This window comes from Streptomyces zaehneri, from assembly GCF_032248645.1.
GTDB classification, from domain to species: domain Bacteria; phylum Actinomycetota; class Actinomycetes; order Streptomycetales; family Streptomycetaceae; genus Streptomyces; species Streptomyces coriariae.
The window spans coordinates 13,622-36,909 of the sequence record NZ_JASTTJ010000014.1 but is presented as its reverse complement, the minus strand read 5'-3'; the positions used below and the strand labels follow the sequence as shown (position 1 = coordinate 36,909).

13 protein-coding genes are annotated in these 23,288 nt (G+C 74.8%); 9 read left to right on the top strand and 4 right to left on the bottom strand.

The annotated features are described in order from the left end of the window. Positions 1 to 76 precede the first annotated feature (76 nt). Positions 77 to 727, top strand: coding sequence for a LuxR family transcriptional regulator (locus QQM72_RS22925; RefSeq protein ID WP_314222737.1), 651 nt, complete (start codon positions 77 to 79; stop codon positions 725 to 727). 445 nt (positions 728 to 1,172) lie between these two features. Here the strand turns inward: QQM72_RS22925 and QQM72_RS22920 are convergent, their stop codons facing one another. Both QQM72_RS22920 and QQM72_RS22915 read right to left on the bottom strand, forming a co-directional pair. Next, positions 1,173 to 1,691, bottom strand: a complete 519-nt coding sequence (locus QQM72_RS22920; protein WP_314222736.1) for an RNA polymerase sigma factor — start codon at positions 1,689 to 1,691, stop codon at positions 1,173 to 1,175. Positions 1,692 to 1,746: 55 nt separating this feature from the next. Then, positions 1,747 to 3,036 carry a phthiocerol/phthiodiolone dimycocerosyl transferase family protein gene (locus QQM72_RS22915; protein WP_314222735.1) on the bottom strand — a complete coding sequence of 430 codons (1,290 nt, stop codon included), beginning with the start codon at positions 3,034 to 3,036 and terminating at the stop codon, positions 1,747 to 1,749. A 425-nt stretch (positions 3,037 to 3,461) separates the two neighbouring features. On the opposite strand from QQM72_RS22915, the gene QQM72_RS22910 reads away from it, so the two are divergent. Genes QQM72_RS22910 through ccrA form a run of 3 tightly spaced genes read left to right on the top strand, consistent with a single transcriptional unit; the run spans position 3,462 to position 17,162 of the window. Then, positions 3,462 to 12,059, top strand: coding sequence for a non-ribosomal peptide synthetase (locus QQM72_RS22910; RefSeq protein ID WP_314222734.1), 8,598 nt, complete (start codon positions 3,462 to 3,464; stop codon positions 12,057 to 12,059). After that, positions 12,052 to 15,930 (top strand): type I polyketide synthase, encoded by a 3,879-nt coding sequence (locus QQM72_RS22905; protein WP_314222733.1) that lies wholly within the window; start codon positions 12,052 to 12,054, stop codon positions 15,928 to 15,930. The genes QQM72_RS22910 and QQM72_RS22905 overlap by 8 nt, the downstream gene beginning before the upstream one ends. Before the next feature lie 2 nt (positions 15,931 to 15,932). Continuing rightward, on the top strand, positions 15,933 to 17,162 hold the full coding sequence (gene ccrA / locus QQM72_RS22900) for a crotonyl-CoA carboxylase/reductase (RefSeq protein ID WP_314222882.1): 1,230 nt from the start codon (positions 15,933 to 15,935) through the stop codon (positions 17,160 to 17,162). Between the two features lie 188 nt (positions 17,163 to 17,350). Here ccrA and QQM72_RS22895 read toward each other — a convergent pair whose 3' ends face one another. Together QQM72_RS22895 and QQM72_RS22890 are read right to left on the bottom strand one after the other, a co-directional pair. Continuing rightward, a complete protein-coding gene (locus QQM72_RS22895; RefSeq protein WP_314222732.1) occupies positions 17,351 to 18,829 on the bottom strand; it encodes a class I adenylate-forming enzyme family protein in 1,479 nt (492 codons plus the stop codon). Then, positions 18,829 to 19,077, bottom strand: a complete 249-nt coding sequence (locus QQM72_RS22890) for an acyl carrier protein (RefSeq protein WP_314222731.1) — start codon at positions 19,075 to 19,077, stop codon at positions 18,829 to 18,831. Before QQM72_RS22890 ends, QQM72_RS22895 begins: the two co-directional genes overlap by 1 nt. Before the next feature lie 322 nt (positions 19,078 to 19,399). Here QQM72_RS22890 and paaA point away from each other — a divergent pair, with 322 nt between their 5' ends. Genes paaA through QQM72_RS22865 form a run of 5 tightly spaced genes read left to right on the top strand, consistent with a single transcriptional unit; the run spans position 19,400 to position 23,252 of the window. Next, positions 19,400 to 20,491 carry a 1,2-phenylacetyl-CoA epoxidase subunit PaaA gene (paaA, locus tag QQM72_RS22885; protein WP_314222730.1) on the top strand — a complete coding sequence of 364 codons (1,092 nt, stop codon included), beginning with the start codon at positions 19,400 to 19,402 and terminating at the stop codon, positions 20,489 to 20,491. Beyond that, complete coding sequence (locus tag QQM72_RS22880; protein ID WP_314222729.1) at positions 20,488 to 20,829, top strand: 1,2-phenylacetyl-CoA epoxidase subunit B; 342 nt, start codon at positions 20,488 to 20,490, stop codon at positions 20,827 to 20,829. Before paaA ends, QQM72_RS22880 begins: the two co-directional genes overlap by 4 nt. Then, positions 20,813 to 21,613 carry a 1,2-phenylacetyl-CoA epoxidase subunit PaaC gene (gene paaC / locus QQM72_RS22875; RefSeq protein ID WP_399078254.1) on the top strand — a complete coding sequence of 267 codons (801 nt, stop codon included), beginning with the start codon at positions 20,813 to 20,815 and terminating at the stop codon, positions 21,611 to 21,613. The genes QQM72_RS22880 and paaC overlap by 17 nt, the downstream gene beginning before the upstream one ends. Further along, a complete protein-coding gene (gene paaD / locus QQM72_RS22870; RefSeq protein WP_314222728.1) occupies positions 21,610 to 22,110 on the top strand; it encodes a 1,2-phenylacetyl-CoA epoxidase subunit PaaD in 501 nt (166 codons plus the stop codon). Before paaC ends, paaD begins: the two co-directional genes overlap by 4 nt. Beyond that, positions 22,107 to 23,252 (top strand): 2Fe-2S iron-sulfur cluster-binding protein, encoded by a 1,146-nt coding sequence (locus tag QQM72_RS22865; protein ID WP_314222727.1) that lies wholly within the window; start codon positions 22,107 to 22,109, stop codon positions 23,250 to 23,252. The genes paaD and QQM72_RS22865 overlap by 4 nt, the downstream gene beginning before the upstream one ends. Positions 23,253 to 23,288: the final 36 nt, after the last annotated feature.

The following is a 23,288-nucleotide window of genomic DNA, read 5'->3' as shown; positions in this document are numbered from 1 at the left end:
CACAGACAACGTTGTCTCGCGGGTTGCCGGAAAGGGCGGGGTGCATCGAAACCCCATGTGCAGAGGGAAAGACGGTATGTCCGTGGTGACCACAAGCATCACCGCCTCATCCACCACCGTCGTCAAGGCGGGCGCCGGCGTGAACCGCCGCCGCACCTACACGGCCCATGTATGTCCGAAGGGCATGACCATCACGGCCGCGGAAGCCGATTTCGCGGCACAGTTCGGGGCGAGCCCCGGCGAGATATGCGACCGCACGCTGAGCGATCTGCTCCGGGCGGGCACGCCGGAGTTGCTGCGTCATCGTTTCACCGACCTTTCCGAGGGCCGCACCAGCTGCTTCACCGAGCGGGTGGCCGGCCGGCACGGCAGCGGCCGTGTCTTCGCCGCCGACCTGACGGCGATAGCGGTCACCGGCGCGACCGGGCCGGCCGGACTGGTGCTCCTGCTGAGCCCCCTGGGGGCGGCGGGCGAGCCCTACCCCCGCGAACTGACGCTCAGCGAACTCGACGTGCGGGTCCTGGAGGGCGTGGCGGGTGGTGCGTCGACCGTGCAGCTGGCCGGCCGCCTGTACCTGAGCCGTCAGGGCGTCGAGTACCGCGTGCGCCTGCTGCTGCGCCGTTTCGACGCTCCCAACCGGCCCGCCCTGGTGGCCCGCGCCCACGCGCTCGGGCTGTTCGCGCCGGGCCAGTGGCCCCCACGGGTACTGCCGGAACTCATCGAGTAACGGGCACGACGGGGGACACGGCGGGCGGTGGCCGCCGGCGGGACGATCCCGCCGGCGGCCACCGTTGCGTCCGTCCCGGGACCCGGCGGGCACCGTGCGCCCGTCGGCGGGCGAGATCCCGTGCGTGCGCCGTCGGGCACCTGCCCGAAGCGCTCGGGGAATGCCGGCCGCCTTCGTGCGGCGTGCACCCGGGCTCCGGGCGCAGGCGGGGGACGGGCCTGCCGGACGGCGCGCCCGGACGCCCGCCGCCCGCCGGGCCGCCAGGGCTTTCCTCCCCGGTCCTGTCGCGGGGCGCGGCCTCGGCAGGCGCCTGCGCCGCGCCGCCGTCACGCCCGGACACTCCGCACGGACCGCCTCCTCCGCCTCGTGCCCGCGCGCGGCGGATCCCGCTCGGGCCGGACGGAAGGCACTGTCTCCGGGCGCGGCGGCATCCACAGGACGGGCCTCAAGCCGCCGAGGGCTGCCAGGCCTCGCGGAAGCGCAGTCGGGCGCGGTGCAGCCGGGACCGTACGGTGCCCACCGGCAGTGACAGGACACGTGCCATCTCCTCCTCGTTGAGGCCGTAGGCGCGCAGGGTGAGGACCTGCCGGTGGGACATGGACAGCCGGTCCAGTACGTCGCTGATGTGCACGGCGTCCAGCGGGTTCGCCTCGTGCCCCGGCTCGACCCGCTGGTACGGCCCCTCCTCACCGGCGCGTTTCAGCGTGCGCACGGCCTCGCGGACCGTCACCGAACGCACCCAGCCGTAGAACGCGGTCGGCTCCCGCAGCGTGCGCAGACCCCGGTAGACGGCGAGGAGCGCCTCCTGCGTGGCGTCCGCGCCGTCGTCGTGCGTGATGGACCGGCACAGTCGTGCGACGTACGGGACGATCCCGGTCAGCAGTTGGTTCATGGCCTGTTCGTCGCCCGCCTGGGCGCGCGGCAGCAGCGCCAGGGGCGTGGGGATGTCGCTGACGTCGCTCATGTCGGCGCAGGGCTCCTTACGGTGGCCGGTGAGGTGCGGGGTGCGGTGGGCCGCCTCAGCCCGCCGCCGTGGGGACGGGCTCGACGGCGGCGCAGGCGTCGAGCACCGCACCGACCCCGTCGCGGAAGGCCCGGACGAACTCCGGGCTGAAACAGGCGGTGAAGTACGGGAACTCGATGGCCAGCCGTCCCTCGAACGAGACGACACAGGCCATCACCGGGCTGCGCCCGGCCGCCGGGAAGTACTGCTCCCGGGCGGGCACCAGCCGGACGTCGGTGGCCTCCAGTCCCTCCGGCAGCCGGGGTCCCGGGACGACGCCCATGTTCGTGGCGATCACCGTCGCCAGTTGCAGCGTGGGGTCGCGCGGGATCTCGGGCGTGATCCGCATCTCGTGGTAGGGGCCGTCACCCGTGACGAAGTCGCCGAGCCGGGAGTGGACGGTGCGGGCCAGCTCGACCGGGTCCGACTCCGGGGCGACGTCCAGGGCCTGGAGGTGGCTGGTGACGGCGGGCACCATCGCCAGGGCGGGCAGCGGCGGTGACAGCCGCGAGCGCAGATCGACGGGGGAGAGGCAGCGCAGGGCACGCGGCTCGCCGCCGGGCAGACGCCGGCGCGCCGTCGTGAGCAGGGCCGCGGCGACCAGGGCGTGCACGGTCACGCCCGCCGCGCGGGCGGCGCGGCGCAGCCGGCCGGTGCGTTCCTCGTCCAGCGTCAGCCGGCACACCTCGATACGGCCTTCGACGGCGGACGGATCCGTGACGTCGTACGCCACCAGCTCCGCCGGGTGCCGGCGCGCTTCGTCCACCCGCCGTTCCAGGTACGCGGCCGTCGCCGCCGCGTCCACTGCGGGCAGCAACTCGCTCACGGGCACCGCCCAGCCAGGGATGCCGTCCGCGGCGCCGGGCCGCTCCTCGCCCTCGGCCAGCGCCCGGTAACGTTCCCAGATCTCGTTGTGCAGGGCGATACCGCTGTGTCCGTCGACGACGGTGTGGTCCACCGAGAGCACGAACAGGTGGCCGTCTTCCTCGGGCGCGCTCACCAGGACCGCCCGGCTCAGGGGCCCGCCGACGGACAGCGGCGTGTTCAGCTCCGTGGCGTAGGCGTCCTCGGCGGCGCCGGTCCGGGTGCTCAGCCGGGGGCGCTCGGCCTCGTCCAGCAGCTCCAGCGCGAAGCCCTCGCCGTCCGGCACGATACGGGTCCGCAGCGCCGGATGCGCCTCGGTGACCGCGTCGAACGCGGCCGACAGCGCCTCGATGTCGAGACGGCCGCGCAGGGTGCAGGAGAGCACCGCTCGGCTTCGCTGCCCGACGTACAGCGTCTCTACCGGACACAACGCACGGCGCATGACCCAGGCCCTCTTTTCGTCCGCTCATTCCCGGAAGCCGCGCGCCGACCATCGGCCGGCGCCGCGGATCCGGCTCAACGTCCTTTCGAGAGTGCACGGTCGGGCCGGTGCGAATCCACCCGATGCGGAGCGCCCGGGGAAAGTCTCGTGTTTTCCCTAAAGTTCGTCGTGGGCGCGGCTATCCCGTAACCCGCGTTCTTTAGGGAAAAACCTGAATTCCGTCCGCGGGGCCGGATCGGGCTTGACCGGGTTCGCCAGGAAGCCCCAGCGTGAGGACCTCGTGAACCGGCGGCGGGCCGCGATACGGCCACGTCCCCGGAGCACGGCCGTGAATGCCGGCCCGGTGGGCCGGGGCCGCTTCCCCGTCAGACCGACCGGGCTCTTTCCGGCCGGGCCGTTACGGCTTGCCACGTGAGGGTTGTGCTATGTCACTCCACGAGGAGTCTCTCCCCGAGGACGAACGTCGACCGCTGTCCGGCGCCCAGGAAGGCCTCTGGTACGCGCAGCGGCTCGCCCCCGACAGCGCCGCGTACAACACCGCGGAGGCGGTGGAGATCCACGGCGGCCTGGACACCGCTCTGTTCGAGGCGGCGCTGCGCCGCACGGTCGGCGAGGCCGGCACCTTCGCGCTGCGCTTCCTCGACAGCGACGACGGCCCCCGCTGCCGTCCGGCGCCTGACGCCGACGACTGGCCGCTGCACCGGGTCGACGTGAGCGACGCCGCGGACCCGGAGGCCGCCGCCTGGAAACTGATCCGCGCGGACCTCGCGACCCCGGTGGACACCGACAAGGGCCCGCTGTTCGCGCACACCCTCCTCACCCTCGGCGCCGACCGCCACATCTGGCTGCTGCGGGCCCATCACCTGCTCCTCGACGGCTACAGCTACAAGCTCCTCGGCCGCCGCCTCGCCGACGTCCACAACGCGCTGGCCGAGGGCCGCGACCCCGGCCCCGGCGGCTTCGCGCCCGTCGGCCGGCTGCGGACCGAGGAGGCCGCCTACCTCGCCTCCGAACGCCGTGACCGTGACCGCGACCACTGGACCCGCCGCCTGGCGGACCTGCCGGAACCGGCCCGCCTCACCCGCCGTACGGCCCCGCCGCGTGCCCCGTTCCTGCGCCACACCGTCGAACTCGGACCCCCGGACGCCGACGCGCTGTCCGCCGCGGCCGCCGGCCTGGGGATCACCCGCGCCGACCTGATCGCCACCGCTCTCGCCGTCTACCTGCACCGCATGACCGGCACGGACGACCTCGTCCTCGGCATGGCCACCATGAGCCGGCTCGGCAGCGCCGCCCTTCGCACCCCGGGCACCGCCTCCGACGTGCTGCCCCTGCGCGTCACCGCCCGACCGGGCACCCCGTTGGCGGAGTTCGCGCGCACGGTGGCCGACGAGCTGGCCGCATTGCGACGGCACCAGCAGTACCGGGGCGAGTTCATCCGCCGCGACCTCGGCCTCCTCGGCACCGGGCGCCGTCTGTACGGACCCGTGCTGAACATCGTCCCCTTCACCGAGGAACTGGACTTCGCCGGCAGCGCGGCGACCTGGCACCACCTGTCGGGCGGCGCCGTGGACGACCTCCAGATCAACGTCCGGCCCGGCACCCGGCCCGGCGCCCTCTGGCTGGCCTTCGACGCCAACCCCCACCTGTACGAGGCGGACGAACTCGCCCTGCACGGCGAACGGTTCCTCGCGCTGCTGCGGCGGCTGGCGCAGGCGGCGCCCACCACCGCGCTCGCCGATCTGGACCTGGTGCTGCCCGGCGAGCACCCGCGCGACCGGCCGGTACGCGAGTTCCCGGTCACCGGCACGCTCACCGAGCTGTTCGAACGGCAGGTGCGCGCCCGGCCCGGACGGATCGCCGTCACCCACCAGGGCGCACACCTCACCTACGGGCAACTCAACGAAGAGGCCAACCGGTTGGCCCGGCTGCTCGTCGAACGCGGCGCGGGACCGGGTCGGACGGTGGCCCTCGCGCTGCACCGGGGCCCGCGACTGCTGCCCGCCCTGCTGGCGGTCCTCAAGACCGGAGCCGCCTACCTCCCGCTGGACCCCGCCCACCCGGCCGAACGCCTGCGCCTGGTCATGGCGGACGCGACGCCCGTCCTCCTGGTCACCGAGGGCGGCCTCGCCGCGGACCTCGGCGGTGACGTCACCGCCGTCGTCCTGGACGAGCCCGCCGTCACCGCCGACCTCGCCGCGCGCCCGGCCGCAGACCTGACCGACGCCGACCGCGGCGGACCGACCGGCCCGACGCACATCGCGTACGTCATCCACACCTCCGGCTCCACCGGCCGCCCCAAGGGCGTGCCCGTCCCGCACGCCAACGTGGTCCGGCTGTTCGCCGCGTCGGCCGAGCACTTCGACTTCGGCGCCGACGACGTGTGGACCCTCTTCCACTCCTACGCCTTCGACTTCTCCGTCTGGGAGATCTGGGGCGCCCTGCTGCACGGCGGCAGGCTCGTCGTCGTGCCGTACGCCGTCAGCCGTTCCCCACGGGACTTCCTGCGGCTGCTGCACGACGAGGGCGTCACCGTCCTCAACCAGACACCGTCCGCCTTCGAACAGCTGGTGGACGCCGACGAGGAGCCCACCGCCGGAGCGCTGCGCTACGTCGTGTTCGGCGGGGAGGCGCTGCGTCCCGAACGGCTGCGCCCGTGGACCGCCCGGCACGGCCTCGACCGGCCGGCCCTGGTGAACATGTACGGCATCACCGAGACCACCGTGCACGTCACCCACCACCGCCTCACCCCGGACGACCTGACGGACCCCCGCCGGGGCAACGTCGTCGGCACCCCGCTCGCCGACCTGCGCGTGTACCTCCTGGACCCGCAGGGCCGGCCCGTGCCGCCGGGCGCCGTCGGCGAGCTGTACGTGGCCGGCGCCGGGGTGACCCCCGGCTATCTGCACCGTCCCGAACTGACCGCCGACCGCTTCCTGGACGACCCCCACGGCCCGCCCGGCAGCCGCATGTACCGCTCGGGCGACCTGGCGCGGCTCCGCGCCGACGGCACCCTCGACCACCTCGGCCGCGCGGACCGGCAGGTGCAGCTGCGAGGCTTCCGGGTCGAGCCCGGCGAGATCGAGGCCGTCCTCGCCGAGCACCCCGGCATCGCCCGCGCCGCCGTCGTCCTGCGCCGTGCCGACCACGGCGCCGAACAGCTCGTCGCCTATCTCGTGACCACCGGTGAACGACCGCCCGCAGTGGCCGAGGTGCGCGCCCACGCGGCCGCCCACCTGCCCGAGCACATGGTGCCCGCCGCCTGTGTGCTCATGGACTCCCTGCCGCTGACCGCCAACGGCAAGCTGGACACCGACGCGCTGCCCGCGCCCGACCTCAACCGTACGGCGGCCGGCACCCGCCCCACGAACACCGAACAGGCGCTGGTGTGCGCCCTGTTCGAGGACGTGCTGAAGCTGCCCCGGGACACCGTCGGCATCGACGCGAACTTCTTCGACCTCGGCGGCGACTCGCTGCTCGCCACCCGGCTGCTGGCCCGGCTGCGCCAGGGGTCCGGCACCGACGTGCCGATCACCGCCCTGTTCGAAGGTCCGTCGCCCGCCGCCCTCGCCCGGCTCCTCGAAGGACGCCCCGGCACGGCTCCCGCCCGGCCCGCTCTCGGCGAGCGGCCCCGCCCGGAGCGCCTCCCGCTGTCCTACGCCCAGGAACGCATGCGGTTCCTGAACCGGCTCGACGGCTCCACGGCGACGTACAACATCCCCCTCGTCGTGCCGCTCGGCGCCGCCGCCGACACCGAGGCGCTGCGAGCCGCGCTGGGCGACCTCGCCGACCGGCACGAGATCCTGCGCACGGTGCTCGCCGACCACGACGGCACGCCGTACCAGCGGATCCTGCCGGCCGGCGGGCCGCGCCCGCCGCTGCCCGCCGTCGACTGCCCCGCCGACGAGATCGGCGCGCACCTGGCCGCCGCCTCCCGCCACCGCTTCGACCTCACCGGCGAACCTCCCCTGCGGGCCTGGCTGTTCGGCACCGGCGAGGACCGGACCCTGTTGCTCCTCCTGCACCACAGCGCCGCCGACGGCTGGTCCCTGCGGCCCCTCGCCGACGACCTGACCACGGCCTACGCGGCACGCCGAGCGGGCACCGCCCCGGCGTGGGACGCGCCCTCGGCGCAGTACGCGGACTACGCGCTCTGGCAGCGCGCACTCCTCGCCCCCGGGCCGGACGGTACGGGACACGCCGAGCGGCTCACCGCGCACTGGCGGCAGGCGCTGGCCGCGGCACCGCAGGAGTGCACCCTGCCCGGCGACCGGCCCCGGCCCACGGCTCCCCGCGACGGCGCCCATGTCACCGAGCACGTACCCGCCGCCCTGCACCGCGACCTCACCGGCCTCGCCGAGCGCGAGGGCAGCAGCCTGTTCATGCTGCTGCACGCCGCCGTCAGCGCCCTGCTCACCCGCTGCGGAGCCGGTGAGGACATCGTGCTGGGCGTCCCCGTCGCCGGGCGCTCCGAACCCGGCCTGGACGATCTGATCGGCCTGGTCACCAACACCCTGGTGCTGCGCGCCGACACCTCGGGCAACCCCGCCTTCCGTGAACTGCTGGCCCGCGTCCGGCCCGGCGACCTGGCCGCGCTCGGCCACCAGGAACTGCCCTTCGACCGGCTGGTCGACGAACTGAACCCGCCCCGCCGGCCCGGCCGGCACCCGCTGTTCCAGGTCATGCTCGCCCTGCAGAACAACGAGCCCGCCGTGCTCCGCCTCGACGGGCACTCGACGCTGCTGCGGCCCACCGCCACCGGCACCGCCAAGTTCGACCTCTTCGTGGACGTCCTCGAACGGCACACCGCCGACGGCACCCCCGACGGCCTGGACCTGCACATCGAGTACGCCACCGACCTGTACGACCCGTCCACCGCCGAGGAGTTCGCCCGCTCGCTGGGCCGGCTGCTCGCGGCCGTGAGCGCCGACCCGGACGTACGCCTCGGCGGACTCCCGGCGCCCGCGCCGCGCACACCGGCCGAGGCACCCGGCCCCGACATCGCAGGTCTGACCGAGATGGCCCGGTCCGTGCCCGGCATCCGCGACGCCGTCGCGCTGCCCGCGGCCGACGGCGGAGCGCCCCGGCTGTTCGTGGTACCGGGCCGCGCGGAGGCCACCGAGGCCGTCGAACGCCTGCTGGAGCGCACCGGCACCACGACCGTCGGCGTCACCGCCGTCAGCACCCTGCCCCGCGATGCCGACGGCGCCCTCGACCCGGCCGCCCTCACCGCCCTGCCCGCCGTCGACCGCGCCGCCGCCGGGGCCTGGCAGCAGCGCCTCGCCCGCGTCACCGGTGTCGGCGCCGCCGAGGCAGGGGTCGAGGACACCCCGCGGGAACTGGCCCGCAGGCACGCCGGCGTCCCGCGCCGCGCCGCGCCGGCGTCCGACGGCGGCACCCGTGGGGCGGCCGGGACACGGCCCGCCCTCAGCGAGGGCCCCGAGCAGGCCGAACCCACCGTGGCCACCTGGGCCCAGGCCCTGGTTCGGGCCGCCGACCACGCGCGGGGCGACATCGTGCACGTCCACCCCGACGGCAGCGAGACCCGCCGTGACTACGCCTCCCTCGTCCCCGAGGCATCCCGGGTCCTCGCCGGACTCCGGCGTGCCGGACTGCGCCCCGGCGACCAGGTGATCCTCCAGTGCGACGCCGGTGAGGACTTCCTCGCGGTGCTGTGGGGCTGCATCCTCGGTGGCTTCGTCGCCGTACCGCTCACCGTGCCCGCCTCCTACGACACCCCCTCGGCCGCCCTCACCAAACTGGAGGGCATCTGGCGGATGCTCGGCCGGCCCTGGATCGTCTGCTCGCCCGCGCTGGAGGCGGGCCTGCGCGACCGGATCGGCCACGACGGCGGGTCCGGTCTCCGGCTGACCACGGCCGACGCCCTGCGGGACGCGCCCGAGGACCGCGACTGGTACGCCGCGCGGCCGGACGACCTCATCCTGATGCTGATGACCTCGGGCAGCACCGGCCTGCCCAAGGCCGTCCGGCTGACCCACCGCAACGTGCTGGCCCGCTCCGCCGCCACCGAGGCCATGAACGGACTCGGCGCCGACGACGTGACCCTGAACTGGATCCCGCTCGACCACGTCACCGGCGTCGTCATGTTCCACCTGCGGGACCTGTATCTGGGCTGCCGGCAGATCCACGCGCCCACCTCCTGGATCCTCCAGGACCCGCCGCGCTGGATGGACCTCGCCCACCGGCACCGGGTCAGCGTGACCTGGGCCCCCAACTTCGCCTTCGGGCTGCTCGCCGGACAGGCCCCGCGCTTCGCGGACCGCGACTGGGACCTGACCCCGATGCGGCTGGTGATGAACGCCGGCGAGGTCGTCGTGGCCGCCGCCGCCCGCGGCTTCCTGCACGCGCTGCGGCCCTTCGGACTGCCGCAGGACGTGATGCACCCCGGCTGGGGCATGTCCGAGACCTGCTCGGTGGTCACGGACGCGGTGCTGCCCGCCGAACCGCCCGGCACCGACGAGACGTTCGTCAGCTGCGGCCTGCCCTACCCCGGCTTCGCCATGCGCGTCGTCGGCGAGGACACCACCGTGCTCACCGAGGGCGAGGCCGGCCGGCTCCAGGTCCGGGGCACCTCCGTGACCGGCGGCTACCACGACAACCCGGCGGCCAACGCCGAGGCGTTCACCGACGACGGCTGGTTCGACACCGGCGACCTGGCGTTCCTGCGCGACGGCGAGCTGTTCATCACCGGCCGCGCCAAGGACGTCATCATCGTCAACGGCGTCAACCACTACAGCCACGAGATCGAGACCTGCGTCGAGGAACTGCCCGCCGTGGTCCGCAGCTTCACCGCGGCCTGCGCGGTCCGCTCCGACGCGTCCGCAGCCACCGACGAACTCGCCCTGTTCTTCCACCTCGCCCCCGTCCCCGACCGCGCCGCCGCGCTGCGGGAGATCGCGGGCAAGGTCACCCGCGAGATCGGCGTCAGCCCCGCCTTCCTGGTCCCGGTCGGCCCCGGTGACATCCCCAAGACCGAGATCGGCAAGATCCAGCGGACCAAGCTGCGCAAGAGCTTCGAGGCGGGAGACTTCGACGACGCCGTCCGTGCGGCTCACCTGCTGCTGGGCACCGCCGCCACCCTCCCCGACTGGTTCCTGAAGCCCGTGTGGCAGCCGGCCGCCCCCCGCGCCCCGCGCGTCCTGCCGCCCGGCCGGCACACCCTGGTCCTGGCCTGCGACGGCCCCGGGACCCACGGCCTCGCCGACCGCCTGGCCCGGGCCCTGCGCGCCGACGGCGCCCGCTGCACCGTCGCCACGGACGGACCGTCCTACGAACGCCTCGACGCCGCCCGCTACCGGATCCGGCCCGCCGAGGACGCCGACCACACGGCGCTGCTGCGGGACCTGGCCGCCGACGAGCGGCCGGTCGACGCCGTCGTCCACCTCACCGCCCCGCACGGCGGGGACGCGGCGCCGGACGAGTCGGCCGCCCGCACCCTGCTGGCGCTCGCCCGGGCGCTCGGCACCCGGCCGGCGGACCTGCTCCACGTGACGGTGGACGCCCAGGCGGTCGGCGCGGGCGAAGCGCCCTCCCCGGCCCAGGCCATGGCCGGCGCGGTCCTGAAATCGCTGCGGGAGGAGTCACCCGGGCTGCGCTGCGTCCACCTGGACGTCGAACGGGACACCGACCCCGTACCGCTCGTGACGGCGGAGGCCGCGCAGCAGCCCGTGGACACCGAGGTGGCCCACCGCGGCGGACGGCGTCACGTGCGCCGGCTGGCCCCACTGCCCGAGGCGCCCGACCGCAGGGAGCCGCCCGCCACCGACGGCTTCCACCTCGTCAGCGGAGGGCTCGGCGGAGTCGGCGGCGCACTGGCCGCCCACCTGCTCGCGACCCCCGGCACCCGCCTGCTCCTCCTCGGCCGCAGTCCGCTGCCCGAGGACGGCGGAACCCACCAGCGGCTGCGGGAGCCGGGCGACGTGCGCTACGCGCGCGCCGACGTCACCGACGAGGACCAGGTGCGGGCGGCGGTGGACGAGGCCACCGAGGCCTGGGGCGTCCCCCTGACCTCGGTCTGGCATCTGGCCGGCGCACTCGTGGAGCGGCCCGTCGGCGACCTGGACCCGGACGCCTGGCGCTCGGCGCTGGACGCCAAGGCGCACGGAGCCTGGACCCTGCACCGGGTCAGCGCCGACCATCCGGTGACCTCGTTCGTGCTGTTCTCCTCCGTCAACGGCTGGTTCGGCGGCGCCATGAACACCGCCTACGCCGCGGCCAACGCCTACCTCGACGCGCTCGCCCTGCACCGCCGCGCCCGGGGCCTGCCCGCGCAGAGCCTGGCCTGGAGCATGTGGCACGAACGGGGCATGAGCAGCGGCTACGGTCTCACCGCACTCACCGAGGCACGCGGCTACCGGGTACTGGACCCGGCCGCCGCACTGCGCTCCCTCGATCTCGCCCGCACCCTGGACGAACCCCATCTGCTGATCGGCGCCGACCGCACCGCCCCCTGGGTCCGCAGCCATGTCGCCGAACCGGCCCGGCAGGTACGGCGGCTGGCCGCCCGCGTCGCGCTGGAGGAGGGCGCCGACCTCGGCGCCCTGCACCGGGCGGCCGCCGACGCCGCGGGCGTCGCCCCGTGGGTGCTGCGCGCCGCCGGCAGCGCCGAACGGCCGGCGGCCGCCGACGACACCGGGGGACGGATCCACGCCCTGGAACAGCGGCTCGCCGAGCTGTGGTGCGGGGTGCTGCACCGCGACCGGGTCGGCCGGGACGAGAACTTCTTCGACCTGGGCGGCAACTCCCTGCTCCTGGTCGGCGCGCAGAGCGCCGTCAACCAGGAGTTCGGCTGCGACCTGACCGTGGTCGACCTGTTCGCGCACCCCACCGTGCGCGACCTGGCCCGCCACCTCGTCGGCCGTACGACGGCCCCCGGGACCCCGGCCGACGGCGCCGGGGACCCGCCGAGCGGGCTGGACCGGGCGAAGGAACAGGCACGACGGCAGCGCGCGGCCCGGACCCGCCGCTCCGCACGGAACGGAAAGGGCCAAGGCCATGCATGAGACCAACGGGCCGCTGGACACACCGGAGGAGGACCTGCCGGCCGTCGCCGTCATCGGCATGGCCGGCCGGTTTCCCGGCGCCGACGACCTCGACGCGTTCTGGGACAACCTGGCCGCGGGCCGCGAAGCCGTACGACCCGTCACCGACGAGGAGTTCCTGGCCGCCGGCGGCGACCCGCGCGACCTGGACGACCCGTCGCTGATCCGCATGGCCTCCGTCGTCGAGGGCATCGACCGCTTCGACTCCGGGTTCTTCGGCTACCTGCCCGCCGAGGCCGCCGTGGTCGACCCCCAGCAGCGCCTGCTGCTGGAGACGGCCTACCACGCCCTGGAGAACGCGGGCTGCCTCGCACCCGGCACCGATCACGGCACCTTCGGCGTCTACGCGGGCGCCGGCGACAGCCGGTACTACCCCGCCCACGTCCACCCCCGCCACGCCGGACAGCCCGGCTCCGTCGAGCTGGTGCACGCGGCCACCGCCAACTCCCTGGGCACCCTCGCCCCCCGCATCTCCTACGAACTGGGTCTGACCGGCCCCAGCGTGTCCCTCCAGACGGCCTGCTCCACCGCGCTCGTCGCCGTGCACACCGCCTGCCAGGACCTGCTCGACCACCGCTGCGACACCGCCCTCGCCGCCGCCGTCTCCCTCAACCCCTCGGCCGCGCTCGGCTACCGGCACGTACCCGACGGGCCCTTCTCGCCCGACGGACACTGCCGGGCGTTCGCCGCGGACGCCGCCGGCACCTCCTCGGGGGACGGCGTCGGCGCGGTCGTCCTCAAACGGCTGGCGGACGCCCTGGCCGACGGCGACCGCGTCCGGGCCGTGATCCGGGGCAGTGCCGTCAACAACGACGGACGGCGCAAGGTCGGCTTCAGCGCGCCCAGTTCCGCCGGACAGACCGAGGTCGTGCTGGCCGCGCAGGCCCAGGCGATGGTGGACGCCGACAGCATCGGCCTGGTCGAGGCGCACGGCACCGCGACGCGCCTCGGCGACCCCATCGAGGTGGCCGCGCTCACCGAGGCGTTCCGGGAGTCCACCCGACGGCGCGGCTACTGCGCGCTGGGCTCGGTGAAGACCAACATCGGCCATCTGGGCGCGGCGGCCGGCATCGCCGGGCTCATCAAGGCGGTCCTCGCCCTGGAACACCGGCAGATCCCGCCCAGTCTGCACTTCGACCGGCCCAACCCGCTCATCGACTTCGCGGCCGGACCGTTCCGCGTCCCCACCGCGCTGGAGGACTGGCCCGCCGCCGGCCACCCCCGGCGGGCCGCGGTCAGCGCCTTCGGGATCGGCGGCACCAACGCCCACGTCGTCCTGGAGGAGGCCCCCGCTCCCGCGCCCGTACCGCCGCGCGCCCCCGAGGAAGACGGCCGCCTGGTGCTGCCGTTGTCCGCCCGGACCGCCGGCGCCCTGCGCGGCCAGGCCGAGGCCCTCGCCCGCCACCTGGAACGCCGCCCGGACCTGCGCCTGGACGACGTGGCGCACACGCTGCGCACCGCCCGCCCCGCCCTGCGCCACCGCCTGACCGTCAGCGCCGCCTCCCGCGAGGAGGCCCTGTCCGCCCTGCGGGCCGCCGCCCCCGCCACCCCGGCCGTGCCGGACGAACCCGCCCGGGTGGCGTTCCTGCTGCCGGGCGGCGGCACCCAGTACCCCGGCATGGGCGCCGAGCTCTACCGCGACCAGGACGTCTACCGCGACACCGTGGACGAGTGCGCCCGCATCCTGCGCCCCGTCCTCGGCACCGACCTGCGCACCTCCCTCTTCGAGGGCGCACCGGCCGACCACACCGCCACCTTCCTCGGCCTGGTCGTCACCGAGTACGCCCTCGCGCGCACCCTGATGGCCGCCGGGGTCCGCCCCGACGCGCTCATCGGCCACTCCCTGGGCGAGTACACGGCGGCCTGCCTGGCCGGGGTCATCGACCTCGCGGACATGCTGCCCCTGGTCACCGAACGGATCCGGCTGATCAGCGGGGCGGGCGGAGCGACCGTCGGTGTGGCGGCCCCGGCCGAGGAGGTACTGCCGCTGCTCGACGAGGAGTTGTCACTGGCCGCCGTGAACGGGCCCGCCGCCTGCACCGTCGCCGGATACGAGGAGGCCGTGGCCCGCTTCGAGCGGGAACTCGCCCGCCGGGACCTCCCGTTCCGCCGGGTGCGGATACCGGCCGCCGCCCACTCCCACGTCCTGGACCCGGTGCTGGGAACGTACGAGCGGCACCTGCGCGGCGTCACCCTGAGCCCGCCCCGCATCCCGTTCGTCACCAGCGTCACCGGCACCTGGATCACCGACGCCCAGGCGACCTCGGTCCGGCACTGGCTCGACCACACCCGCCGTACCGTGCGGTTCACCGACGCCGTCACGGCCCTGTGGGAGCGCGGGCGCCCGGTCCTCGTGGAGATCGGACCGGCGGACACCCTGACCGGACTGGCCACCGCCCAGCTGGACCCCGACACACCGGTGACGGTCACCACCATGCGGCATGCCAAGGCCGACGCCCGCGACGGCTTCGTCCTCGCCGAGGCGCTGGGCCGGCTGTGGAGCGCCGGTGCGGACACCGCGCTCCCGCCGGTGCCGGGCACGCCGCGGCCGGTGCCGCTGCCGCCGTACGCCTTCGAACGGCACCGGCACTGGATCGACGCCCCCGGCGCCCGCTCCACCGCGTCCGACGCCCCCGACACGGTCCAAGGCGAGCCGCACCTCGCGCCCCGGCCCCGGCTCACCACCGAGGCCGTGCCGCCGCGCACCGAGCGGGAACAGGCCGTCGTCCGGCTGTGGGAGCAGACCCTCGGCATCGGCGGCATCGGCGTCCACGACAACTTCTTCGACCTCGGCGGCGACTCCATGCGGGCCGTCCTGCTGGCGGGCCGGCTCCGCCGGGCCGGAGTGCTCGACGTACCCGCCGCCACCCTGCTGGCCGCGCCGACCGTAGCCGGTGTCCTCGCCGCCACCGAGGACACCGACGACCAGCGGTCCGGCGGCACCGCGAACGCCCTCGCCCCCCTGCTGCCGCTGCGCCGCGAGGGCGGCGCCGCACCGCTGTTCTGCGTCCACCCCGGCGCCGGCGTCTCCTGGCGCTACACCGGCCTGCTGCCCCACCTCGGCGGCGACCAGCCGGTGTACGGCATCCAGGCCGCCGGGCTCGACGGCACCCGGCCGCCCGCACCCGACGCCCCGGCCATGGTCGCCTCCTACGTCGATCTGGTCCGCGAGGTCCAGCCGCACGGCCCCTACCGGCTGCTGGGCTGGTCGTACGGCGGCTTCGTCGCCCACGCGATGGCCTGCGCGCTCCAGGAACAGGGGGAGCGGGTGGAACTCCTGGCCATGCTGGACGCCCCGCAGCCCTACGCCGGCGCGTACGACGCCGGGACGGCCGAGCGCCAGGTGGCGGCCCTGCTGATGCGGGTGGCCGGCCTGCCCGTGCCCCCGGACGGCGAACCGCCCGCGGTGGCTGCCGTCCTGGACCGCATCGACGCCAAGGTCACGGCGGATCCCGCCGGTTCTCCGGTCGACCGCGCGCAGGCCGCCGCAGTCGCCGACGTCATGCGCAACAACCTGCGCCTCGCGCCCCGGTTCGAGCCCGGTGTCTTCCACGGGGACGTCCTGTTCTTCAGCGCCGACGACGAACCGGCCACGGACTTCGCCGACGACCTTGCCGTACTGCCCGGCAAGGCGGACGCCTGGCGGGCCCACGTGCGGGGCACCCTGCACGACCACCGGGTGCCGTGCGGGCACTACGAGATGACCGAACCCGAGCCCCTCGCCCTGATCGGCACGGCGGTCGCCAAGGCACTGCGCGGCACCGCCGATCCCACCGTGCCCGTATCCGTTCCGCCCCCCGGGGGCCCCGACCGTCCAGGAGACCCCGCATGACCGTGACCGCACCCCAGGACCTCTACGAACTCGGTGACGCGCCCGAACCGGGCACCGTGCCACGGAAGATGTACGCCTCGCTGATCCGCCGGGAGCGCTACGGGCAGCCCGTCGACGCGTTCCGCACCGAGGTGGTCGACGTCCCCCCGGTCCGCCGTGGCCAGGTGCTGGTCAAGGTGATGGCGGCCGGCGTCAACTACAACAACGTCTGGGCTGCGCTGGGGAAGCCGCTCGACGTGATCGCCACCCGGCAGAAGGCCGGTGGGGTCGAGGACTTCCACATCGGCGGCTCCGACCTGTCCGGCATCGTGTGGGCCGTCGGAGAGGACGTCAGGGGCGTCCGGCTCGGGGACGAGGTCGTCGTGCTCGCCAGCCGCTGGGACGAGTCGGCCGAGGACATCCGCCTGGGCGGTGACCCGGCCGCGTCCGTAAGCCAGCGGGTGTGGGGCTATGAGGAGAACTACGGCTCCTTCGCCCAGTTCGCGGTCGTGGACGACTACATGTGCCACCCCAAGCCCGCCCGGTTGTCCTGGGCGGCCGCCGGCTGCTACATGGCGACCGCGGCCACCGCCTACCGGCAGTTGTTCGGCTGGGACCCGCACACCGTCCGGCCCGGCGACCCGGTGCTGATCTGGGGCGGTGCCGGTGGCCTGGGCAGCATCGCCATCCAGCTCGTCCGGCACGTCGGCGGCATCCCGGTAGCCGTCGTCTCCAGCGAGGAACGCGGCGCGTTCTGCATGCGGCTCGGCGCCGAGGGCTGGATCGACCGGCGCGACTTCGACCACTGGGGCCGGATGCCCGATACCTCCGACGACGCCGCGATGAGCCGCTGGCTGTCCGGGGCGCGGGCCTTCGGGCGGCGCTTCTGGGACGTGCTCGGCGAGCGGCGCAGCCCCCGTATCGTGCTGGAGCATTCCGGTGCCGACACCATCCCCACCTCCGTCTACCTGTGCGACAACGCGGGCATGGTCGTCATCTGCGGCGGCACCACCGGCTACAACGGCGACGTCGACCTGCGGTTCCTGTGGATGCGGCAGAAGCGGCTCCAGGGCTCGCACGCCGCCTGCGCCCGCGAGGCCCGTGAGATCACCCGGCTGATCGACCAGGGTGTCATCGACCCGTGCCTGTCCCGGACCTTCGGTTTCGAGAAGATCGGTCTGGCCCACCAACTCATCCACGAGAACCGTCACCCGATGGGGAACATGGCGGTCCTGGTCAACGCGTCGGAGTAGGGCGTGCGGTGGCCGGGCCGTCCGACGGCCGCCCCGGCCCCCGCCCCTCCGACCGAAGACCCGCGGTCCGGCCCCGGCACGGCGAGCCGGCCCGCGAGGGACTCGGCACCGGCCGGGCCCGGCCACCGGGGGAGCGGTGGCCGGGCCCGGTGCCGACGGTCGGGCAGGCCGCGGGGAGGCGCGTGCCCTCAGGTCCGCAGCAGCTTCTTGACGATCTTCCCCGCGGGGTTGCGGGGCACCTGCTCGATGAACTCCACTCGCCGCGGCCTCTTGTAGGGGGCGAGCAACCCCGAGACGTGGCCCAGCAGTTCCCGGGCGCCGGTGTCCGGCTCGGCCACCACGTACGCCAGCGGCACCTCGCCGTAGTCCTCGTCCGCCATCCCGACGACCGCGGCGTCCCGTACCGCCGGGTGGCTCATCAGGGCGCGCTCGATCTCCGAGGGGTAGACGTTCTGGCCGGCCCGGATGATGACGTCCTTGGTGCGGTCCACGAGGTGGATGCGTCCCGCCTCGTCCACGAACCCCAGGTCCCCGGTCCTGATCCACCCGTCGAGGTCGATCTCCCGCGTGGCCTGCGGATCGTTCCAGTAGCCCTGCATCACACCGGGTCCGCGCACCACGATCTCGCCGATCTCGCCGCACGGCGACTGGGTCCCGTCCGGGCCCACCGCGCGGGCGGACATACCCGGGATCACGCGACCGCAGGGGATGCGCGCGGCGGCGTCCCCGGGCGAGGGGTGCTCGTCGGGGCCGAGGGTGACGAACGGGCCGCCGACCTCCGTCATGCCGTACACCTGCCGGAAGCCGCAGCCGAGGCGCCGTACGGCCTCCTCGTACACGTCCAGGGGCATGGGGGCGGCGCCGTACAGGATCTCCCGGAGCGTGGACAGGTCGGTGCGGTCCGCGCCCTTGGCCTGGAGCATGAAGCGCACCATCTGCGGGACCATCCACATGTGGGTCGCCCGGTGCCGTTCCACCGCGGCCAGCGCCCGCTGCGGGGTGAAGCCCGGCATGAGCACGATGGTGGCGCCCGTCGCCATGTAGGTCAGGGACACCACCATGCTGCCGTGGTACAGCGGGCAGCAGTTGACCATCACGATGTCGTCGGTGGGCCGGGCCTGCACCAGCCAGCCCAGGGCGATGGCGCGGAACGAGGCGCTGTCGACCGTGACGCCCTTGGCCCGCCCGGTGGTCGCCGAGGTGTGCAGCACGGCCACCGGATCGGTGTCGGCCACGGGCGGCAGCTCCCGTCGCGCCGCCACACTGCCCAGTGCCTCGAAGGCCGGCTTGTCGAACGCCATCGTGATCCGCACCGAGGCGGGGAACTCCGGCTGGCGGTCGAGCAGTTCGGACTCGCCGAACACGGCGACCGCGCCGACGCGGGCCACGATGTCGGCGACCTCGGGCACGGCCAGGCTGTGGTTCAGCGGTACGAACAGCGCGCCGAGGCGGGCGAGCGCGAAGTAGGTCTCCAGCACCTCGATGCGGTCCTTGGAGAGCACGGCGACACGGTCACCGTGCTCGATTCCCAGCTCCGCGAATCCCCGCGCGAGTTCGAGCGTACGGTCGTGGAAACCGGCCCAGGTGACCGCGCGCCGCTCGTCGACCAGTGCCGTCCGCCCGGGAAAGCACTGCCGATTGCGTTCCAGCAGCTGCGTGAGCCACATCAGGCACCGCCACCGGCCGCGGACCGCTCGGCCACGAAACGCTCGTAGTCGGCGATCGTCTGCAGCTTCTCCATGTCGTCTGCGGTGATCTCCACTCCGGCCCGCTGCTCGACCAGCAGCACCAGCCGCACCAGGTCCCCGGAGTCGATGCCGCTCGCGGCGAGGTCGAGGTCGTCACCGACCCGCGTGGCGTCGGCGAACTCCTCCGTGCCGGTCAGCTCGACCAGCAACTCCCTGACGGTGCTCATGGTTACCCCTTTCGCCCGGCAGGCCGACCGCCGAGCGGATCGCGTCCTTCGCCTGTCACCCGAACAAGAGGCCCCCGCGCCGAACCGCAATCCCCGCACCCCCGCGTGACGTTTGTCACGCGCCCCATCCGGCCCGCCGGGGGATTGCGGGCCTCCCGCACGGCCTCTTTCCCAGAGGCAGGCCGCGCCCGATCCACCGGGCGAGGCGGGCGCACCGGCGCCCGGGAAGCACCGAAGGAGTGATGCCAGTGCCCAGGCGAGGGGTCCGGTCCAGGGGCGTGTACGTCCCCGCCCCGGCGCGGACCGGCCGGGGAGGCGCGGCATGAGCGCGGTAGGGCCCGCCGACACCGCGGCCGCCGGCGAGGACGAACTGACGGCGAGGTTCGAGGCGCTCGTCGGCGCCGGTGAGGCCGTCGAACCGCGCGACTGGATGCCCGACGGCTACCGCCGCATGGTGCTCCGGCAGCTCGCGCAGCACGCCCACTCCGAGATCATCGGCATGCAGCCGGAGGGCGCCTGGCTCACCCGGGCGCCCTCCCTGCACCGCAAGTCGGTGCTCATCGCCAAGGTCCAGGACGAGGCCGGCCACGGCCTGTACCTGTACTCCGCCGCCGAGACGCTGGGCGTGGACCGCGACGACCTGCTGGACGCCCTGCACCAGGGCCGCCAGCGCGCCTCGGCGACCTTCGACCACCCCGCGCTGACCTGGGCCGACACCGGCACCATCGCCTGGCTGACGGACGGCGCCGCCGTCATCAACCAGGCCCCGCTGTGCCGTACTTCGTACGGACCCTACGCACGGGCCATGCGGCGCGTCTGCCAGGAGGAGGCCTTCCACGTACGGCAGGGCTACGACCTGATGCGCGCCCTGTGCGAGGGGACACCGGCACAGAAGGCGATGGCGCAGGACGCGGTGGACCGCTGGTGGCTGCCGGCCGTGGCGCTGATGTTCGGCCCGCCCGACACCGAGGCGGGCGGCGCCGACGCGCGCACCGCGGCGGTCGGTGCCGCGGTCTCGCGCCGCGCCATGGCCTGGGGCATCAAGCGGCACACCAACGACGAACTACGAGCGCGTTTCGTCGACAGCTGCGTCCCGCAGGCCGAACGTCTCGGCCTGACCCTGCCCGACCCGGCGATCCGCTGGAACGAGGAACGCGGCCACTACGACTTCACCCCGGTCGACTGGGACGTCTACCGGCGCGCCCTGGGCGAGGACACGCACTGGGCCCGGCAGCGCGTCGCCCACCGGCGCGCGGCGCACGAGGACGGCGCCTGGGTACGGGAGGCCGCCGCCGCGTACGCCGCCCGCACCCGGGACGGCGACGGGCCGGCCGGCCAGGACGCCGGTGCCCACGAGCACGGGCACGAGCACGGCCACGGGCACGGCCACGACCGCACGGAGGTACGGGCATGAGCGGCGGGCAGCCGGAAGGCGCCCCGGTGGCGCGGACGGAGGGCGTACCCGGGTCCTGGGAGGTCTTCCTGCGGCCCCGGCGCGGACTCTCCCACCAGCACGTGGGATCGGTACGCGCCTACGACCCGGACACCGCCCTGCTCAGGGCGCGTGACCTCTACACCCGCCGGGGCGACCCGCTGTCGCTGTGGGTGGTCCGCTCGGACGCGGTGCACACCGCCTCCCCGGACGAACGCGACGCGTACTTCGCCAACGCGCGGCACAAGCCGTACCGCTACCCCCAGCAGTTCGTGCCGCTGACGACCGAGAGGAGCCCCGACGGTGGCCACGACGACTGAGCGGGCGGCCGCCGCCGAGGCGGACGGCCGCACCGACCCCGGGCTCGCCGTCCAGCTGCTGCGCCTCGGCGACGACGCCCTCGTCCTCGGCCAGCGGCTGTGCCAGTGGATCACCCGGGCGCCCACCATCGAGGAGGACCTGGCGCTGTCCAACATCGCCCTCGACCTCGTCGGCCAGGCCCGGCTGCTGCTCACCCTCGCCGGACGCCTCGACGGCACCGGACGCGACGAGGACGACCTCGCCTTCGCCCGGACCGACCGCGAGTTCACCAACGCCCTGCTCACCGAGCTGCCCAACGGCGACTTCGCGGCCACCGTCGCCCGGCAACTCGTCTACACCCACTACGCCGTGGCCTACTACGGGGCGCTCGGCGGCTGCGCGGACCCCGAGCTGGCCGCGTTCGGACAGCGGGCCGCCAAGGAGACCGCCTTCCACCGGCTGCACGCCGACACCTGGACCGAACGCCTCGGCCTCGGGACCCCCGAGAGCGCCCGCCGCATGCAGGAGGGCCTCGATCACGTGTGGCCGTACACGGCGGAACTCTTCGACGAGGACGACCCGGTACGCGACCTCGCCGCCGCCGGAACGGCCCCCTCGCCCGCCCCGCTGCGCCCGGCATGGGAGCGGAGCACCACAGAGGTGATCACCCGGGCCGGACTCACCGTGCCGTCCCCCCGCTGGCGGGCCCGGGGCGGCCGTGCGGGCCTGCACACCGAGGAGTTCGCGTCCCTGGTCGCCGAACTCCAGTCGGTGCGACGCCAGTTCCCCGGAGGTACCTGGTGAACGGCGGCACGGCCGTCGCGGCATCGGAGGTCCGCGCCCGGGTGGAGGCGGTGCCGGACCCGGAGCTGCCCTTCATCGCCCTCGGCGACCTCGGAGTGATCGGCTCGGTCGGCCCTGCCGCCGACGGACGTCTCGAGGTGGAGTTCACCCCCACCTACCTGGGCTGCCCGGCACAGGCCGCCATCGCCTCCTCGATCCGCGACGTCCTGACGGACTGCGGCCACCCCGACGCCCGGGTACGGCAGGTGCTGTCCCCGGTGTGGACGACGGACCGCATCACCGCGGCCGGCCGCGCCAAGCTCGCCGCCCACGGCATCGCCCCGCCCACGCCCGCACCGGGAGACGGCCCGGTCCTCGTCCGGCTCACCGGGGTTCCCTGTCCGCACTGCGGTTCCCGAGCCACCCGGCCGCACAGTGCGTTCGGCCCCACCCGCTGCCAGTCGATGCTGCGCTGCACCGCCTGCCGCGAGCTGTTCCCCCACCTGAGCGCGCTATGAGGACGCGTCCTGACCCCCTCCTCGCGACCGACGGCGCCCGCCGGCGCACCGGCTGGCACCGGCTCCCGGTCACCGCCGTCCAGCACCTCACCGGGGACGCCGTCGCCGTCACCCTGAACGTACCGGACCCCCTCCGCGCCACCTTCGCCCACCGGCCCGGCGAGCACGTCGTCGTCCGGCACCGCCGCTCGGGCGAGGAACTGCGCCGCAGCTACTCGGTGTGCCCGCCGCCCGAGGAGCCCGGCGCGCTGCGGCTGGTGATCAAGCGGGGCGCCCCGGACGGCTTCGGCGCGTACGCGCTGACCCGGCTGGCACCCGGCGACCGCCTCGAACTCTCCGCGCCCGCCGGCGCCTTCGCCCTGCCCGAGCTGCCCGGAGCCCACCACGTGCTGATCGCGGGCGGCTCCGGCATCACCCCGCTCGCGGCCATGGGCGCGAGCGCGCTGCGCACGGACCCCACCTGCCGGGTCCATCTCGTCCACTCGGTGCCCACGGCCGCGGACGCCCTGCTCGCCGACGAACTCGCCCTGCTCAAGGACGCGTTCGTCGGCCGGTTCACCGCGCTCCACATACTGACCCGCGAAGGACGCCCGCCCCTGGGCGGCCGGATCGATGCCGAGGGCCTGCCGCGGCTGCTCGCCGCGCTGGACATCAGGCCGGGCCCGGACACCACCTTCGCCCTGTGCGGTCCGGCCGGTCTGATCGCCACCGTCCGCCGGGTGCTGACGGACGCGGGAGCCGACCCGGCCCTGGTCCGCTCCGAGCTGTTCGCCCTCGGCGACACCCCGCCGCTCCCGCCCGTGCCCGGCGGCCTGTCGGTGCCCGGCACCCTGCCCCGACCCGGCGCGCCGCGCACCCCTGAGGGCACCCGGGTCACCGCCCTCTACGACGGCCACCGTCGGGTCGTCACCGCCGGGCCGCGGGACCCCGCGCTCCTCGACGCGCTGCTGCGCGACCACCCGGACGTGCCGTACGCCTGCCGCGAGGGCATCTGCGGCAGCTGCCGTGCCAAGGTCCTCACCGGCGAGGTCGCGACCGGCCCCCAGTACGCCCTCGACGCCGGGCAACTGGCCGCCGGCTACACGCTCACCTGCCGCGCCAGGCCCCTCGGCAGCGAGGTCACCGTCGACTTCGACGCATGACGGCACCCGCCCCGGCCACCACCCACCCCAGCAGAA

Bases quoted from the DNA above. Each gene is read 5' to 3' on its own strand.
- QQM72_RS22925 (WP_314222737.1), top strand. From the start codon at position 77: ATGTCCGTGGTGACCACAAGCATCACCGCCTCATCCACCACCGTCGTC.
- QQM72_RS22920 (WP_314222736.1), bottom strand. From the start codon at position 1,691: ATGAGCGACGTCAGCGACATCCCCACGCCCCTGGCGCTGCTGCCGCGC.
- QQM72_RS22915 (WP_314222735.1), bottom strand. From the start codon at position 3,036: ATGCGCCGTGCGTTGTGTCCGGTAGAGACGCTGTACGTCGGGCAGCGA.
- QQM72_RS22910 (WP_314222734.1), top strand. From the start codon at position 3,462: ATGTCACTCCACGAGGAGTCTCTCCCCGAGGACGAACGTCGACCGCTG.
- QQM72_RS22905 (WP_314222733.1), top strand. From the start codon at position 12,052: ATGCATGAGACCAACGGGCCGCTGGACACACCGGAGGAGGACCTGCCG.
- QQM72_RS22895 (WP_314222732.1), bottom strand. From the start codon at position 18,829: ATGTGGCTCACGCAGCTGCTGGAACGCAATCGGCAGTGCTTTCCCGGG.
- QQM72_RS22890 (WP_314222731.1), bottom strand. From the start codon at position 19,077: ATGAGCACCGTCAGGGAGTTGCTGGTCGAGCTGACCGGCACGGAGGAG.
- paaA (WP_314222730.1), top strand. From the start codon at position 19,400: ATGAGCGCGGTAGGGCCCGCCGACACCGCGGCCGCCGGCGAGGACGAA.
- QQM72_RS22880 (WP_314222729.1), top strand. From the start codon at position 20,488: ATGAGCGGCGGGCAGCCGGAAGGCGCCCCGGTGGCGCGGACGGAGGGC.
- QQM72_RS22865 (WP_314222727.1), top strand. From the start codon at position 22,107: ATGAGGACGCGTCCTGACCCCCTCCTCGCGACCGACGGCGCCCGCCGG.